At 67.2% G+C, this 15,462-nt stretch carries 15 protein-coding genes; 4 read left to right on the top strand and 11 right to left on the bottom strand.

What is annotated here, in order from left to right; translation table 11 throughout:
- Nucleotides 1-27: 27 nt before the first annotated feature.
- The 7 genes from ACFQDH_RS11310 to ACFQDH_RS11280 form a co-directional block, all read right to left on the bottom strand.
- Nucleotides 28-564 carry a GNAT family N-acetyltransferase gene (locus ACFQDH_RS11310; protein ID WP_382401335.1) on the bottom strand — a complete coding sequence of 179 codons (537 nt, stop codon included), beginning with the start codon at nucleotides 562-564 and terminating at the stop codon, nucleotides 28-30.
- Nucleotides 561-869: a thiamine-binding protein gene (locus tag ACFQDH_RS11305; RefSeq protein WP_382401333.1), complete on the bottom strand. Its 309-nt coding sequence runs from the start codon at nucleotides 867-869 to the stop codon at nucleotides 561-563. The genes ACFQDH_RS11310 and ACFQDH_RS11305 overlap by 4 nt, the downstream gene beginning before the upstream one ends.
- A 47-nt stretch (nucleotides 870-916) precedes the next feature.
- On the bottom strand, nucleotides 917-2,065 hold the full coding sequence (locus tag ACFQDH_RS11300; RefSeq protein ID WP_382401331.1) for a Fic family protein: 1,149 nt from the start codon (nucleotides 2,063-2,065) through the stop codon (nucleotides 917-919).
- A 50-nt stretch (nucleotides 2,066-2,115) separates the two neighbouring features.
- Nucleotides 2,116-3,804: an NAD(P)/FAD-dependent oxidoreductase gene (locus ACFQDH_RS11295; RefSeq protein ID WP_382401329.1), complete on the bottom strand. Its 1,689-nt coding sequence runs from the start codon at nucleotides 3,802-3,804 to the stop codon at nucleotides 2,116-2,118.
- 163 nt (nucleotides 3,805-3,967) lie between these two features.
- Complete coding sequence (locus ACFQDH_RS11290) at nucleotides 3,968-5,197, bottom strand: acetyl-CoA C-acetyltransferase (RefSeq protein WP_382401327.1); 1,230 nt, start codon at nucleotides 5,195-5,197, stop codon at nucleotides 3,968-3,970.
- Nucleotides 5,198-5,242: 45 nt separating this feature from the next.
- Entirely contained in the window at nucleotides 5,243-5,497 is a 255-nt protein-coding gene (locus ACFQDH_RS11285) for a hypothetical protein (RefSeq protein WP_382401325.1), read from the bottom strand.
- 67 nt (nucleotides 5,498-5,564) lie between these two features.
- Entirely contained in the window at nucleotides 5,565-7,229 is a 1,665-nt protein-coding gene (locus ACFQDH_RS11280; RefSeq protein WP_382401323.1) for a 3-hydroxybutyryl-CoA dehydrogenase, read from the bottom strand.
- Between the two features lie 91 nt (nucleotides 7,230-7,320).
- Here ACFQDH_RS11280 and nucS point away from each other — a divergent pair, with 91 nt between their 5' ends.
- Nucleotides 7,321-8,016, top strand: a complete 696-nt coding sequence (nucS, locus tag ACFQDH_RS11275) for an endonuclease NucS (protein WP_382401321.1) — start codon at nucleotides 7,321-7,323, stop codon at nucleotides 8,014-8,016.
- Between the two features lie 13 nt (nucleotides 8,017-8,029).
- On the top strand, nucleotides 8,030-9,571 hold the full coding sequence (locus ACFQDH_RS11270) for a gamma-glutamyltransferase (protein ID WP_382401319.1): 1,542 nt from the start codon (nucleotides 8,030-8,032) through the stop codon (nucleotides 9,569-9,571).
- Nucleotides 9,572-9,574: 3 nt separating this feature from the next.
- On the opposite strand, the gene ACFQDH_RS11265 is transcribed toward ACFQDH_RS11270, so the two are convergent.
- The gene (locus ACFQDH_RS11265) at nucleotides 9,575-9,931 is read right to left on the bottom strand and encodes an STAS domain-containing protein (protein ID WP_382401317.1); all 357 of its coding nucleotides are present in this window, start codon (nucleotides 9,929-9,931) and stop codon (nucleotides 9,575-9,577) included.
- Between the two features lie 204 nt (nucleotides 9,932-10,135).
- Here ACFQDH_RS11265 and ACFQDH_RS11260 point away from each other — a divergent pair, with 204 nt between their 5' ends.
- The gene (locus ACFQDH_RS11260; protein WP_382401315.1) at nucleotides 10,136-10,777 is read left to right on the top strand and encodes a cob(I)yrinic acid a,c-diamide adenosyltransferase; all 642 of its coding nucleotides are present in this window, start codon (nucleotides 10,136-10,138) and stop codon (nucleotides 10,775-10,777) included.
- A gap of 108 nt (nucleotides 10,778-10,885) precedes the next feature.
- Nucleotides 10,886-11,848 (top strand): hypothetical protein, encoded by a 963-nt coding sequence (locus ACFQDH_RS11255; RefSeq protein ID WP_382401313.1) that lies wholly within the window; start codon nucleotides 10,886-10,888, stop codon nucleotides 11,846-11,848.
- Between the two features lie 65 nt (nucleotides 11,849-11,913).
- Here ACFQDH_RS11255 and ACFQDH_RS11250 read toward each other — a convergent pair whose 3' ends face one another.
- From ACFQDH_RS11250 to asnB, 3 genes are all read right to left on the bottom strand, one after another.
- Nucleotides 11,914-12,342: a DUF2550 family protein gene (locus ACFQDH_RS11250; RefSeq protein WP_382401311.1), complete on the bottom strand. Its 429-nt coding sequence runs from the start codon at nucleotides 12,340-12,342 to the stop codon at nucleotides 11,914-11,916.
- A 10-nt stretch (nucleotides 12,343-12,352) separates the two neighbouring features.
- On the bottom strand, nucleotides 12,353-12,622 hold the full coding sequence (locus ACFQDH_RS11245) for a F0F1 ATP synthase subunit epsilon (RefSeq protein ID WP_382401309.1): 270 nt from the start codon (nucleotides 12,620-12,622) through the stop codon (nucleotides 12,353-12,355).
- A gap of 142 nt (nucleotides 12,623-12,764) precedes the next feature.
- Nucleotides 12,765-15,410 carry an asparagine synthase (glutamine-hydrolyzing) gene (asnB, locus tag ACFQDH_RS11240; RefSeq protein WP_382401307.1) on the bottom strand — a complete coding sequence of 882 codons (2,646 nt, stop codon included), beginning with the start codon at nucleotides 15,408-15,410 and terminating at the stop codon, nucleotides 12,765-12,767.
- Nucleotides 15,411-15,462 lie beyond the last annotated feature (52 nt).

Raw genomic sequence — 15,462 nt, 5'->3', positions numbered from 1 at the left:
CACCCTCTCGTTCCTCTGCCGCCGAGGTCAGCCAGCGGGACGAACCATGCGGATCTCGTCACACTCGAGGTCCTCGTCACGCTTGGTGCCACCGTCGGGCGCGAAGCCGATCTTGCGATAGAAAGCCTGCGCGCGGAGGTTCTCCCTCACCACCCACAGGTATGCCGGGAGGTTGCCGAGTGTCGCGTCGACCAAGAGGTGGGCGACGCCGCTGCCGTGGAAGTCACGCAGCACGTTGAGCGCGCCCAACTCCTGCGGCACCGGTGCCTCGTCGTCGCGGGGACCGCCCACCATGCAGAACCCGGCGATCCGACCGGTCGACAGGTGCCGCGCCAATCTGGAACGGTGTCGGATGTCATCTATCGCGTCCGCCGCGCCGTGCTCGCGTGCATTCGTGACGCCAATGCGCTTGCGCCAGTGGGCAACTCGCGGCTCGAGCTGCATGCCGTCCAGGTAGTCCTGGGACAGCATTCCGGCATACGTCTCGCGCCATACCTGCATGTGCATGGCAGCGAGCTCACGCGCGTCGGCGTCGGTGAGCGGCTCGATGTGGAAGTCGGTCATTCCTCGGACTTCAGGCGTGCCTCGACGCGGTCGACCTTCTCGGTGAGCTGCCCGGTGAAGCCGGCGCGCATGTCGGCCTTCAGCACCAGGCTCACCCGCGGGCTCTGTGCAGCGACCGCCTCGCAGGCGGCCTTGACGACGGCCATGCACTCGTCCCACTCACCCTCGATCGTGGTGAACATCGAGGTCGTTTCGTTCGGCAGTCCGGAGGCACGCACGACGCGCACGGCCTCGGCGACCGCCTCGCTGACCGAGCCGTCGGGATCGTCGGTGGTGCCGGGTGCAATGGAGAAGGCGAAGAGCATGTGGCCAGGCTATTCCACCGCAGCGAGAGAGATCCGCCAGGTCGGCGTCAGTCGAATTCGAGGATGTCCAGGACCGCGTCTGCCTGGAACAGGTTGGCCCGCTTGAGTTTTCCGCCCGCGGGCCGCACGATCTGCGCGTCGATGAGGTTCTTGAGGCACGTGTTCGCCGTCATCTTGGTGACCTGCAACTCGTCCTGCAGATAGGCAGCCGTGACGACCGGCTGCTGGATCAGAACGTCGATCGCCCGATGAACGGACGAGTCCCTGCGGTAGGTCGACAGCGCTTCGCTCCACCGCTCCCACACGGCATCGACCCGACGGCTGAAATCGCCGGCCAGGTCGACGGCGCCATTGACGAAGTCCAGCATGGTGTTCACGTAGGAGGACGTCGCGGTGCTTCTTTCGTCGTCGTCATGGCGGTATGCCGTGAGCGCCTTGACGTAGGTGTCTTTGTCGTCCTTCAGCGCCAACGAGAGCGGCAACACACCACCGGTGACCACGCCGGCGCGGTGCAGCAATCCGTGGAACAAGGCCCTGCCAACGCGGCCGTTCCCATCCGGAAACGGGTGCACGGTCTCAAACTGGGCGTGCGCCAACAGCGCAGCGATCAACGGACTGTCACCGCCGGTGTTGACATAGGCCAGCAGGTCGTCCATATAGGCCTGCACCTCTTCATGAGGTGGCGGAACGAACCGCGCCGTGAGTGGTGAATTGCCACCGATGAAGACCGGCTGATCCCGGTATCCGGTGCTGCGCAACTCGGGCAGCAACGTGTGATGAACCCGCTGGATGTCTTGATGCGTCCATACCGCGCCAAGTCGCTCGATAGCTGTCCGCATTGCATCGATGTTGCGCGCAACTCGCACACCGGCCGAACTGGCTCGCTCATGGTCGATCCGGGCGAGCATGATGTTTCGCGGAGTCTCACGCTCCCCTTCGACCCACGACGAGGCGATGCTCTCGGATCTGATGAGGGTCGCGTACAGCAATGGCAACGGCCTTGCGCGCAACCTCTCGCCCAGCACAGCGACTCGACCGGCCGTGTCGTAGGCATATTCCGTGACCGCACGATCGAGCACCTCGAGGCCGCGAGTCATCAGGTCCGGATGGTAGCGGCGGTAGAACCCGCCCCGGCGTTCTCGGCTGGTGACACCATTGAAATCTGGCTCGGCGTGCACTTCTTCCCAGCGCGCCATCGTTGACTCCTCGACGCCGAAAGTAAAGGATATCCGGATATCCTATACCCTCAGGCGTCAAGCGACGGAGCGAGCGACGCCAGGTACGAGTGCACAGAGGGTATGGCGGCCGCGCCCTCACCGCTCGCGGATGCGACACGTTTCATCGATCCCGACCGGATGTCGCCCGCCGCGAAGATGCCTGGGACCGTCGTGCCGAGCGGTTCCGGTGGGCAGTCGTCGACCCAGCTCTCCCGCGGTACGTCGCGTCCGGTGAGCACGAATCCCTTTGAGTCCTGGGCGATTTCGGGCGGAAGCCAGTCGCAGCAGGGGTCGGCGCCGAGCAACAGGAACAGCCCGCCGCACGGCTTCTGCAGCTCGGCCCCGGTGCGGTTGTCCCGCAGCGTGACCCACTCCAGCCGGGTGGCTCCCCCGGCATCGACCACTTCGCAGCAGGGCTTCACGCCGATCCTCGGATTGATCTCGATCTCCCGGATCAGATAGTCCGACATCGTCTCGGACAGGTCCGGCCGACGGATCAGGATCTTCACCGATCGCGCGAACCGCGACAGGTGCACCGCCGCCTGACCTGCGGAATTGCCGCCACCGACGACCACAACATCCTTGCCGACGCACTCGCGCGCCGAGCTCGTTGCGGCGCCATAGTGCACGCCGAGACCCACGAACTTCTCGATCTGCTCCACCCCGATCCGGCGGTAGGCGACCCCGGCGGCAACGATCAGTGACCGCGCGTGCACCACCCGATCCTCCAGCCGCAGCTCATGGGTGGCGCCGGGTTCGTGCGCGAGCTCCATGCCCACCACCGGCCGGGCCGAGTAGAGCTTCGCGCCGAACCGCGCCGCCTGAGCGCGGGCCCGTTGGGCCAGCCGCATGCCGGAGATGCCGCGGGGGAAACCGAGATAGTTGCGGATCATCGAGCTGGTGCCCGCCTGACCGCCGATCGCATCGGAGTCGAAGACGACCGTCGAGAGGCCTTCGGAGGCGCCATACACCGCGGCGGCGAGGCCGGCCGGGCCGGCACCGATCACCGCGAGGTCGAAGACGTCGTCCTCCTCGAAATCCTCGAATGCATAGAAGCGGCGCCCGATGTCGGCGATCGTCGGCTGCACGACCGTCTCGGTCAGCGGTGAGGAAAGGACCGGGTAGACCGGGTGACCGTCCGGCCAGTCGATGTCCGCGAGCAGCTCCTGAGCGACCTGCGACTCGGGCGGGTAATTGCGGGTGGGTATGCCGAGCCGATCCAGGAAGTCACGCAACCGGCCGGCGTCGGCGTTACCAGGCGGCGAGATCAGCTGCACCGCCTCGAAGACGGGCTTGCTCGCGCTCCACCCCCAGTCCGACAACAACTCGGTGACCGCGGTGTGGAACTCCTCGTCCCGCTCACCACGAGGTATGCCGAGCCCGGCCTCGATGCGGCCGTCGACCTGCGCCTCGCGCAGCGTCTCGCGGTTGACTCGAAACTCCTCGCCGGCATAGACCAGCGCCCGTTTGGTGACCGCGCTGACCGCGTGCAGGCAGTCGACCGTGACCAACCCGGGTGCGTCCGGCTGGGTGAATTCGACTACGAACAAAGCGATTTCGACGTGCTGGGCGATCAGTGACTGGACCAGCGACATGGCTGGTCCGAGGCCGCGCGCGAACTCCACGCGGTAGTCGGTGGCGTAGCGCTGGAACTCGTGCTGCAACTGCTCGGCGTGTGCGTCACCGACCAGGACGATGGCAGGCTGGAGTGGTTTCACCCGATGAGTGTATGCCGGGGTCCGGACTCGCCGAGAGGCTCAGTAAAGCGCCGAAAGGCTCACATCGACGGCGGTTTCGACCGCGTGGATGTGAGCCTCTCGACGACTTTGTGAGCCTCTCGGCGAATGGGGTGCGTGTGGCCCGGCGGGGTAGGTTCCGGCGTCAGCTGCGCGCTTGCGAGTCCAGCTCGACCCGCTGCGGGACGCGCACGATGAGCGCGTCGCCCTGACCGCCGCCACCGCACAGGCTCGCAGCGCCCACGCCGCCACCGCGACGCTTCAGCTCGAGGGCCAGGTGCAGCACGAGGCGCGCTCCCGACATACCGATCGGATGACCCATGGCGATCGCGCCACCGTTGACGTTGACGATCTCGGGGTCGATGCCCAGCTCACGCGTCGACACGATGCCGACGGCGGCGAACGCCTCGTTGATCTCGACCAGGTTGAGGTCGGTCGCCTTGATGCCTTCCTTCGCGCACGCCGCGTTGATGGCATTGGCCGGCTGCGACTGCAGCGAGGAGTCCGGGCCGGCGACGACGCCGTGCGCGCCGATCTCGGCCAGCCACTCCAGGCCGAGCTCTTCCGCCATGGCCTTGCTCATCACGACGACAGCGCACGCGCCATCCGAGATCGGCGAGCTCGAACCGGCAGTAATGGTGCCGTCCTTGGCGAAGGCCGGGCGAAGACCGGACAGGCTCTCGGTAGTGGTCTCCGGGCGGATGCCCTCGTCATTGCGGAACTCGAGCGGGTCACCCTTGCGCTGCGGGATCTGCACGCTGACGACCTCGTCGTCGAAGATGCCGTCCTTCCAGGCGCGAGCCGCCAGCTGGTGGCTGCGAGCGCCGAAGGCGTCCTGCTCCTCGCGGGTGACGGCCTTGTCGCCGGTGTTCTGCTGCTCGGTCAGCAGCCCCATGGCCTGGTCGGTGAACGCGTCCCATAGCCCGTCAAGGGCCATGTGGTCCTTCATCGTCACGTCGCCGTACTTGAAGCCGCCCCTGCTGCCGGGCAGCAGATGTGGCGCCTGGCTCATCGACTCCTGGCCACCAGCGACGACGATGTCGAACTCGCCGGCCCGGATCAGCTGGCCGGCGAGCGCGATCGCGTCCAGGCCGGACAAGCACACCTTGTTGATGGTCAGCGAGGGGACGGTCATCGGGATGCCGCCCTTGGCGGCCGCCTGGCGGGCGGGCATCTGACCGGCCCCGGCAGTGAGCACCTGGCCCATGATCACGTAGTCGACCTGGTCACCGGCGACGCCGGCCTTGTCCAGGGCACCCTTGATGGCGAAACCGCCCAGGTCAGCGCCGGAGAGCCCGGCGAGCGAGCCTTGCAGCTTGCCCATCGGGGTGCGTGCGCCGGCAACGATGACGGCAGTGTTTGCAGACGAAGTCATGGCTCCCACTATAATAGCGGTGCCTGCGTGCTCGACCGCGGCCGGTCAGTGCCAGGAACCGCGCGGCGGCCGCCGATCCCGCGCCGCCCAGCACGCCGTGTGCCAGTGCCGCCGGTCGGACACATCGCCCAAACCGTCGTCGGGCCAGACCACGACGTGCTCCAGCGATGACGCGAGCGCCTGCTGGCAGCCAGGACAGACGTAACTGCGCCCGGCCGTGTTGCCGCGCACCGGCCGGACGACGTAGGACCTGCCGTCATACAGCTCACGGCGTATGCCGGTCTCGAGCAACCGCGACACGTCCGGCCGTCGATCGGGCGAACCCGATCGGCGACTTTGGCGACGGTTGCGGCGTGGCACCGTCCAGTCAGTCCAGGAAGGGCAGGTCGCGCACTGCGTGCTCGACGAGCAGCGGGTTCGGAACGACGGTCGGGTCCACCGAACCCTGCTCGAGCAGGCCGTCCGCGACGACGTCCGCACCAAGGTCGTCGAGTATGGCGAACAACCCACGGGGGTAACCACATCCGGCCGTCATGGCGGTGTCGACGTCCTGCGGGGTGGCGTAGCCGGCGTCGACCATCGCCACGGCATCGCCGACGTGCTGGAAGAGCAGTGAGTCGACGACCAGACCCGGCCGAGCCGGGCCGGCCACCGGCACGAACCCGGCGGCGGTCAGGGTCGCGCGGACCATCGCAGCCTGCTCGTCGGTCGTACCGAGTGAGACGCCGAACTCTGCGACCTGGCCGTGCTTGGTCTCCTGGTGCACGCGCAACGGCAGCAAGGCGACGTCGTCGTCGAGCACTCCGGCCACTGCGAACTCACTCGCCTCATCGGCGGCCAGCACCACGGTGCGGGCGTCCAGGACCTCGGCGACGTCGGAGAACCAGTTGCCGGGGGCAGCCCCGCTACAGCACGCGGAGTCGGCGTCCTTTCCCTCGACGTCGCACTCTCCGGAATCGCAGTTGGCACACTCGGCCTCGGCCCCACCGACGAGGACGACCAGCGGCGAGCCAGCCAGGTCCGCGACGTCGGTCTCAGGGTCGTCGATCGCGGTGACCGTGACGCCCGCCTTCGCGAAGGCACCGGCCAATTGCGTTGCCAGCTCACCCTTTCCGACGATGGCCGCGGACGCGGTCATCGCATCCGTGCCGGCATCCTCCTCGGCACCGGCGTCGGCCGAGTAGTCGTAGAAGCCCTGCCCGGTCTTGCGACCGAGCCGCTTGGCCAGCACCAGCTGGCGCAGCAACGACGGCGACGCGTCGGAGGCGCGCTTCGTGGCGGCATACATGACCTCGCACACCTCATGTACGACGTCGAGGCCGACCAGGTCGGAGAGTGTCAGCGGACCCATCGGCAGGCCGATGCCCACCTTGCAGGCGTTGTCCAGGTCGACTCGACTGACCTTGCCGGTCTGGTAGAGCGCGATCGCGCGAGCCAGGTAGGGAATGAGCAGCGCGTTAGCGACGAACCCGGCCCGGTCGCCGACGACCACGGGCTTTTTACCAAGTTTCAGCGCAAGGTCGCGGATGGCATCGGCGACGTCGTCGGCGAGCAGGACCGTGGTGATCACCTCGACCAGCTGCAGCACCGGCGCCGGGTTGAAGAAGTGCATGCCGACCACCCGCTCCGGGTGACGAGTGCCCGCGGCGACCTCGGTGAGGGACAGGCTGGAAGTGTTGGAGGCGAGGATCGCGTCCGGGCGCACGATGTCGTCGAGCGCCGTGAAGATCGAGTGCTTGATCTCCATCCGCTCGGGCACGGCCTCGATGACCAGGTCGGCGTCGGCGAGGTCGGACAGTTCCGCGGTGAAGGTGATGCGCTCCAGCGTCGCGTCACGGTCGGCTTCGGACAGCTTGCCCTTGCTCACCGCTCGCTCGAGCGACTTGGTGACGAATCCGCGCCCGCGCTCGGCGAGTTCGGTGCTGCCGTCAACGGCGTAGACCGGGAAGTCCGCCTTGGCGAAGACCTCCACGATGCCGGCACCCATCGTGCCCAGACCGATGACAGCAACCTTTGAGAAGACAGGAACCATGCGCTCAGTGTCTCAGCCGGGCGCCTTCCGCCAGCACCGGTCCCCGCGGGCTGAGACGCAGCCGCGCGGGGTATGACTACGCTGGGTCGCCGTGCGTGTTGTGATTGCCCGGTGCAGTGTCGACTATGTCGGCCGACTCACCGCCCACCTGCCCTTGGCCACCCGATTGCTGATGGTCAAAGCCGACGGCTCGGTCCTCATCCACAGTGACGGCGGCTCCTACAAGCCGCTGAACTGGATGTCGCCGCCGTGCTCGATGGCGCAGATCGAGCCAACACCCGATGAGTCCGACGAGGGCGTAGTCGCCGTCTGGTCCGTGCAGCACGCGAAGTCCGAGGACCGGTTGCACGTGCGCATCCACGAGTTGCTGCACGACTCCAGCCACGACCTCGGCGTCGACCCCGGACTGATCAAGGACGGCGTCGAGGCGCAACTACAGGCCCTGCTGGCCAAGAACATCACCACCCTCGGCGGCGGCTACACGCTGATCCGTCGCGAATACATGACGGCGATCGGCCCGGTCGACATCATCTGCCGCGACGCGAACGGCGCCACGGTTGCCGTCGAGCTCAAGCGGCGCGGTGATATCGACGGCGTCGAGCAGCTCACCCGCTATCTCGAGTTGCTCAACCGCGACCCGCACCTCGCCCCGGTGAGCGGCGTCTTCGCCGCGCAGCAGATCAAGCCGCAGGCTCGGGTGCTCGCCGAGGATCGCGGAATCCGTTGTGTCACCTTGGATTACGAAGCCCTCAAGGGCATGGACGACGCCGACTCCCGACTCTTCTAAGCAGGTAGCGGTCATGACTGGTTCCCCCACACCGTCGGGTATGGCGCGCGCGGCCATCGCCGCACCGAACGCGCTGGCCGCGCAGGCCGGGATTGATGTCGTCGCACTCGGCGGCACAGCGGTCGACGCAGCGATTGCGGCACTCGCGGTGACGTATGTGACCGAGCCGGGGATCGTCAGCGCCCTGGGTGGTGCCTTCGTCAACGTCTGGCCGGCCGGCGGGGAGCCGCAGGTCATCGACGGCAACTGCGAGATGCCGGGCCGGTCCGCCGGACCGGAGCGTTTCGGTTCGGGGCTGCGCGCCATACATCTGGATTATGGGGGTGGCATCACCATCAACGCTGGGGCTGGATCTGCAGCGACACCAGGGTCTTTCGCGGCATACGAACTGGCACACGAGATGTTCGGACGCGCGAGCTGGAGCGACATCCTGGCCCCGGCGATCTCCGCCGCGCGCGAGGGGTTCGTGCTCGGCCCCGCGGCCGGGCACTACCTGCAGCTGACCGGCCGACAGCTGTGGTCCTTCGACGAGGAGACCAAGGCGCAGCACTTTGACGGTGACGAACCCGCCGGCCCCGGCACCCGGATGGTCAACCCGGACCTGGCTAACACCTTCGAAACTGTTGCACAACAAGGAGTTTCGGAGCTCTACACCGGGTCGCTCGGTGTCGCGATCGCCGACCATGTGACCCGGGAGGGCGGCCTGCTGGGCAGGGAGGACCTTGCGGCATACCGGGCCGTATGCCGTCCGGCGTCCCGCGCGATCGTCGGTGACTGGGACGTCGCGCTCAATCCGCCGCCCTCGATCGGCGGCCCGGTACTCACCGCTATGTTGCGACTGGTCGCCGGGCGCGGCATGGACCCGGCGACCCTGATCGAGATCCAGTCGATGGTGCTCGGCTACCGCGCCGAGCACCTCGACCTGGCGACAGACCTGCGCGCGGCTGGTGCCGAACTGCTTTTCGCGCTGGAGACGACCGGCCTCGAGTCGCTACCCACCAGCAAGGACACCGCGCACGTCTCGGCCGTGGACAGCGACGGAAACGCCTGTGCCATCACGACATCTGCCGGTTACTCGTCGGGTGTGACCGTGCCCGGCACGGGGCTGGTGCTCAACAACTGTCTCGGCGAGCCGGAGCTCAATCGCCTCGGGCTGCATGCGCTCCCGCCCGGCACCCGCCTCGCGTCCAACATGTCGCCAGTGACCGCGCACAGCTCGAGCGGCGTGACGCTGGCCATCGGCACTCCCGGCGCTGACCGGATCACTACCGCGCTTGCCCAGGTCATCGGTCGCCATGGGCTGCGTGGCGAAGACCTGCAGGCAGCGATCGATGCGCCTCGGCTGCACGTCGAGCTGAGTGCGAACGGCCGGCGGGTGCATTACGAGCCGGAGGACGGGACGGCAGCTGCCATCGCGGCGACCGGAGGCACGGCGGTCCCACATGAGGCGCAGGACATGTATTTCGGTGGCGTGGGTGCGGCATACGGCACGGACGCGGGTGAGCTGGGCGCTGCCGGCGATCCTCGGCGGGCCGCGGCGACCGCGGTGAGCTGACCGTCAGGCAGGCAGAATGGCCGGCTGCGGCAACCGCTGCACCGACAACGGGATCACCCGATGGAGCCCGGTCGCCCGCATCAGCCGCTCGAGGCGCATCGAGGCGTCGGCCAGCACCAGCCGGCGGCCGGCACGTTGTGCGCGATGGTGGGCGCCCACAATGACCCCCAGGCCGGTGGCGTCACCGATCTCCGCATCACCGAGATGCACGACCAGATCGCCGATGCCACTGTCGATTGCCTGAGCGAGCGCAACGCGCACGTCGGCCACAGTGTGCACATTGAGCTCGCCGGTCACCGACAGCTCGGCCCCGAAGCGCAGCACCTCGATCATCGACTCGTGATTTGCCAACCGCGTCATCGTTCCGCCACCTTCCCCGTCAGGGTGTCTGAACGTCCTCGCGAGCAGCACGCAGTTTGCTGCTCACGCAAGTATTGACGCACGAGAACGCGAATTCGTTGCCGAGGCTGAGGTCACGTTTTAGTAAAAGGGGTAAAGAATGCGCCAACTGGGGCGATGGCCCCGGCGGCTTGCCGACAGGCTTGTCAGCGCAAAATAGGGCTCATGGTCATCCTTAGCCGCATCTATACCCGCACCGGCGACGCCGGCACCACTGCCCTCGGCGACTTCAGCCGAACCACCAAGAACGACCCGCGGCTGGCGGCGTATGCCGAGACCGACGAGACGAACAGCGTGATCGGCCTGGCCGTGGCGGCCGGCGAGTTGCGCCCGGATCTGGTCACCATGCTGCACCGCGTGCAGAACGAGCTTTTCGACGTCGGCGCCGACCTGTGCACGCCACTGGTCGCCGACCCGGAATACCCGCCGCTGCGGGTCAAGCAGCCATGGATCGACGATCTGGAGGCCGACTGCGACCGGCTCGGCGACGAGGTGGAGACGCTGCGGTCGTTCATCCTGCCGGGCGGCAGCGTGGGTGCGGCGCACCTGCACGTCGCACGCACCGTCGCCCGCCGCGCCGAGCGCGCTGCCTGGCTGGCCGTGGAGACGTATGGCGATGCCGAAGCACCCGCCGGCAGCGAGAAGGGCACCGGCGGTGTCAATCCGCTCACCGCGCAATATCTCAACCGGCTCTCCGACCTGCTCTTCCAGGCGGCGCGGGTCGCGAACCTGCCCGGCGGCGACGTGTTGTGGCAGCCCGGCGGTGGCCGCGAAGGGCAGTCCGGTAGCGCCGAGTCGCTCACCTAACACCCAGTCGCACAGTTGCTGCTGTGCGACTGGGCGTTTCGTGTGCGGCTCGATCCGGGACCCTGTGGACAACCACCGCGAGAGTCGCCCACAGGTCACGATCAACCCATGCACGACGAAGTTGAGCAGGTGCGACCGCACGAGATCCTGAGTGCCGCGGAGCTGGCGAGGCGTGGAGTCTGCCCGTGGGAGGAGACGCGCCGAGCCGAGTCGCGGCTCGCACGCGTGCGTCGCGGAGGTTATGTCGCAGCCGACCGATGGTCCGAACTCGACGACGACAACCGCTACCGCGCACTCGTCCTCAGCACCTTCGACTCGATGCTGACCGAACCACCTCCTATCGCGTACCGCCACTCCGCAGCAGCGCTCCACGAGTTGCCGGTGCTCGGCCGGTGGCCGAAATGGGTCGACGTCCTGGTGGCCTCCACGAGCGGGCACAGTGGACTGATCCGGCGACACCAGACCGCTGACCTGCCGACGCCGGTGCTTTGCGACGGCATCCCGGTCACACCAGTGCCACGCACCGTGGTGGACCTCGCGCGGATCGGAACTCTCGCGGACGGGCTGGTCGTCGCCGACGCCGCGCTGCACAACGGCAGGTGCTCGCTGGCAGAGCTGGACGACCAGGTCGCACGTCTTCCGTCGGGCGCTCGCGGCCGTCGACGTGCCGGGCTCGCCATACGACTGGCGGACGGGCGCTCCGAGTCGCCCGGGGAGTCGCTCAGCCGTGCCCGCATCTACGAACTCCGCCTGCCGCAACCCGACTTGCAGGTCCCGCTCGAGGACTCGGACGGACGTTTCGGGTGGGCCGACTTCGGCTGGCCTGGTCTGATCGGCGAGTTCGACGGCGAGTTGAAGTATGGCTCACACCAATCGCTCTGGGACGAGAAGCGCCGGGAGGATCGGGCCCGCCGCACCAGCACCGGCGTCACGCGCTGGGTATGGCGAGAGGCGCTGCGTGGCGAGCCCCTCCGCCGCATCCTGTATGGCGCCGGACTACGACCGACCGATGATGACTGGGACCGGTGGGACCCGACTCGGCAGCCACGACGCCCGTCGCACTTCGACTGACGCAACAAACCCCGACTGACGCATTTGCAAATGCGTCAATCGGGGCGAAATGCGTCAGTCGGCGTCTACGCGACGTTGGCGTTGAGGCCTGGCGGCGCGGACTCCGACCACGAGCGCAGCGCGGTGTAGTCGCCCGGGGCGATCGCGATCAGGAATCTCTCCCCGCCGACGGCGCACTCGACCTGCACCGGGTCGATGATCGCGATCGGCTTGTTGCGTTTGAGCGGCGTGGGAGCGCCGAGGTCGAGATCACCACGGGGCCAAACCGACCTTGGGCGAACGCCGACACCGATCACGGCATACAGCTGCACGCTGTCGGTGCTGAAACGGGTCATCGAGAGCTTCCAGCCCTCGCCGCGCTGCACCGCCACCATCGCGAGCGGCTCACCCCGTGCGATCAGCCGACGGCGCACCACCAGGGACGCCAGCCCGAGCACGACCAAGAGGAGAAGACACGCGAGACCGACTGCCGCCCAGTCGATCGTCGCGATCATTCGTCGTCCTTCAGGCCCCGAGGCCAACTGCGTCGACGCGCTCGGCGACCAGCGTCACCTTGTCGTTGTCGACCGACATGAAGCCGCCGTCGATGGTCACGGTCTCGCGCTGTCCGTCGACGGGGTCGACCAGGACGTCACCGTTGCCCAGCACCGCAAGCATCGGCTCGTGACCGGGCAGGATGCCGATCTCGCCCTCGACGGTGCGGGCGGACAGCTGGCGCGCGTCGCCCGACCACACAATGCGATCCGGGGCGACGATTTCTACCTGCAGGCTCACGGGGAGTCAGCTCCTTGAGATGTACGGCGAAAAATCCACCGGACGGGACGGGGTGGGTCTTGGTCCGAAGTCTACCGGGCGCCGAGCCGTGCTCGGTGCACGATCCCGGAGAACGCAGACCGGGCAGGGAACGCGATCGGGCTCAGCGCTCGACGACGATCGCCATCGGTGTCTGCTCGCCACCCTGACCGAGCGGGTTGTCAGCGAACATCTCCTCGAAGCGCGTCCAGTCACCCGGGACGTCGCTGCCGAGCACGTTGCGACCGATGTCGTTGGCGTCCATCACGATGGTGCCCCCGAAGGTGTCCTTGTATGCCGCCGGCACACGCTCCCGGATCGCGGCGGTGAGCCGGGCGGCAACCTGGTCGGGGTCCTTGGGCGCGAGCTTCGCCGAGACGTTCGAGGGGTATGCCGAGTACTCGGTCGGACCGTCGATCGCCCGGATGTCGCCGCCGACCAGGTCGTAGAACATCCCGCGCTTGCCGAGCAGCTTGCCGGCCGCTCCCCCGGCGCTTGCGTAGAGGACGCGCGGCAGCCCGGCTTCCTGGATCGCCAGCTGCATGGTGAACGGCGAACCCAGTCCGATGCCGGCCGGCGTGCGCGTGACGTACTTGGACAACACACGTGCCGGACGACCGACGTTGATGTCCCAGATGAAGTAGGACCGACCCTGGGTGATCGCGACGATCTTCTCGGAAATGAAGTAGTACCAACGCTTTCCGGCCAGCTGCGCGGCGTGCTCGGAGTCGGCGTCAAGCGTCTCGAAGAACCGGTCGATCTGGGCCATCACCCGGCTGTCGAGGTCGTCGTCCTTGCTGAACAGCTCGGTACGCAACGGGTAACGACGCACCGTCTCGCCGGACGCGGTGACCAGATCGAGCTGCTTGCCCTCGTTGGCCTCCAGGTCGGTCTTGATGCGGGCCGGCTGGTCGTCCTCGGGCTGCTTCTCGTCGAAGAACTCCTGCAACCACATCTCGACGTTGAGCATCCGCCAGAAGACCATCGAATCGACGTCGTTGGTGCCCTTGATCCAGCCCTCGAAGGCGTGCAGCACTTCGGCCTGGTCGAAGTAGGGCCGGTTCGCGAACGACTCGGAGAGGAAGATGTTGTAGAAGTGGTTCTTCAGCCGCATGAACCACTCACCCTGCGGGGTGGTGAAGCCGATCTTGTTGCGTCGCCGGTTGATCATGTCCGGCAGCAGCCCGCGGGTGGCGTCGCGCAGGACGCGCTTGTTCCAGCCGCCCTTGATGATCGCCTCGTCGGACAGGCTGAAGATGAACTTCACGACCTCCTTGTCGAGGAACGGCACGCGCCCCTCGAGGGAGAACCGCATGGTGTTCTTGTCCTCGTAGCGCAGCAGTGACGGCAGCGAACCGACGAAAAGGTCCTCGATGAGCCGCTTCTTGAGGTTGCTACCCTCGACCGAGTAGCGCTCGCCGCTGTGCGCCGACACGAAGTCGTCGGCGAGCAGTTGGGTCATCGGAATACCCTTGCGGCCCTTGAGCTTTGCCTGCAGCTTGAACCGGCCGAGTCGATAGATGACGTCGAGGCTCTTGCTCAGCTCGGCCGCCGCCAGCTTCGCACCCTGCGCCTTCAGTTGGCGCAGGTAGACGAAGTAGTAGGGGATGTAACCGGCCATCATCTCGTCGGCGCCCTGACCGTCGAGCAGCACCGTGACGTGCTGGGTCGCCTCGCGCATCACCTGGTACTGGGCGTAAGGACCCGATGAGATCAGCGGCTCCTCCTGCGTCCGGATGAAGTCGCGCATGTCGACCTTGAATTCGTCGGCCGTCGGCTTGATCTTGTGCGCGTCGACGTGGCCGCGGCAGATGTCGAGCACCGCGTCGACATACTTCTCCTCGTCGTTCAGCGAGCCCGGGAAGACCGCGGAGAAGGTGTTCTGCTGAGTGCCGACCGACTCGGTCGTCGTCTCGTCGCCGTTGTTGAGCAGCTGGTTGATGATGACGGCGACCGCGCTGGAGTCCAGGCCACCGGACAGCGACGTGCCGACCGGGACCTCGGACTGCAGCCGCAGCCGGATCGCCTCGATCAGGCGCGCCTTGTAGTCGGCGGCAGCCGCCTCGTCATACGGGCGCTGCTCCTTGGCCAGCTCGGCGAGCTCCTCGCGCAGTCGGGTGTATGGCGCACGCGTGGTCCCGCTCGCGTCGATCGTCATGGCCTCGCCGGGCTCCAGCCGCTCAATGCCGTCGAAGAAGGTCTCGCGACCGTCTTCGTGGATGCGGAAACGCAAGTAGCGGAACAGGGTTCGGTCGTTTACCTTCCGCTCGTAGAGGTCGGACGCCAGGATCGACTTGATCTCCGAGGAGAACAGCAGCGTGTCGCCGACCTGCGCCAGATAGACCGGCTTGATGCCGAAGTGATCGCGGCTGAGGGTGAGGCGTTGCTCCTGTGCGTCCCAGATCGCCAGCCCCCACATGCCGTTGAACCGGTCGAACGCCTCGGTGCCCCACTGCGCGAAAGCGGCGAGCACGACCTCCGTGTCGGAGTCGGTGCTGAACTCGTGACCGAGGCCCTTGAGCTCCTCACGCAACGGCAGGTAGTTGTAGACCTCGCCGTTGTAGACGATCGTGTAGCGGCCGTCCGCGGTGGTCATCGGCTGCTGGCCGTGCGCCACGTCGATGATCGACAAGCGACGGTGGCCGAGGCCGGCCGGCCCGTCGCTGAACGTGCCCTCGCCGTCGGGTCCCCGGTGCGCCTGGCAGTCGTTCATCCGTTGCAGCAGGGCCGCGTTGCCACCTGGGCCGAAGTACCCGACGATTCCACACATGCGGGCCAGCTTATTTGTCCCGACCGGTGTCGGCCTAAACGGACCCGCTCAA

This window comes from Flexivirga alba, from assembly GCF_042661025.1.
GTDB classification, from domain to species: domain Bacteria; phylum Actinomycetota; class Actinomycetes; order Actinomycetales; family Dermatophilaceae; genus Flexivirga; species Flexivirga alba.
Note: the sequence above shows the minus strand (reverse complement) of the source record. Positions and strands in the feature narration are given on the sequence as shown.

Bases quoted from the DNA above. Each gene is read 5' to 3' on its own strand.
- asnB (WP_382401307.1), bottom strand. From the start codon at position 15,410: ATGTGTGGAATCGTCGGGTACTTCGGCCCAGGTGGCAACGCGGCCCTG.
- ACFQDH_RS11280 (WP_382401323.1), bottom strand. From the start codon at position 7,229: ATGGTTCCTGTCTTCTCAAAGGTTGCTGTCATCGGTCTGGGCACGATG.
- ACFQDH_RS11255 (WP_382401313.1), top strand. From the start codon at position 10,886: ATGCACGACGAAGTTGAGCAGGTGCGACCGCACGAGATCCTGAGTGCC.
- ACFQDH_RS11265 (WP_382401317.1), bottom strand. From the start codon at position 9,931: ATGACGCGGTTGGCAAATCACGAGTCGATGATCGAGGTGCTGCGCTTC.
- ACFQDH_RS11260 (WP_382401315.1), top strand. From the start codon at position 10,136: ATGGTCATCCTTAGCCGCATCTATACCCGCACCGGCGACGCCGGCACC.
- ACFQDH_RS11290 (WP_382401327.1), bottom strand. From the start codon at position 5,197: ATGACTTCGTCTGCAAACACTGCCGTCATCGTTGCCGGCGCACGCACC.
- ACFQDH_RS11305 (WP_382401333.1), bottom strand. From the start codon at position 869: ATGCTCTTCGCCTTCTCCATTGCACCCGGCACCACCGACGATCCCGAC.
- ACFQDH_RS11250 (WP_382401311.1), bottom strand. From the start codon at position 12,342: ATGATCGCGACGATCGACTGGGCGGCAGTCGGTCTCGCGTGTCTTCTC.
- ACFQDH_RS11300 (WP_382401331.1), bottom strand. From the start codon at position 2,065: ATGGCGCGCTGGGAAGAAGTGCACGCCGAGCCAGATTTCAATGGTGTC.
- ACFQDH_RS11270 (WP_382401319.1), top strand. From the start codon at position 8,030: ATGACTGGTTCCCCCACACCGTCGGGTATGGCGCGCGCGGCCATCGCC.
- ACFQDH_RS11310 (WP_382401335.1), bottom strand. From the start codon at position 564: ATGACCGACTTCCACATCGAGCCGCTCACCGACGCCGACGCGCGTGAG.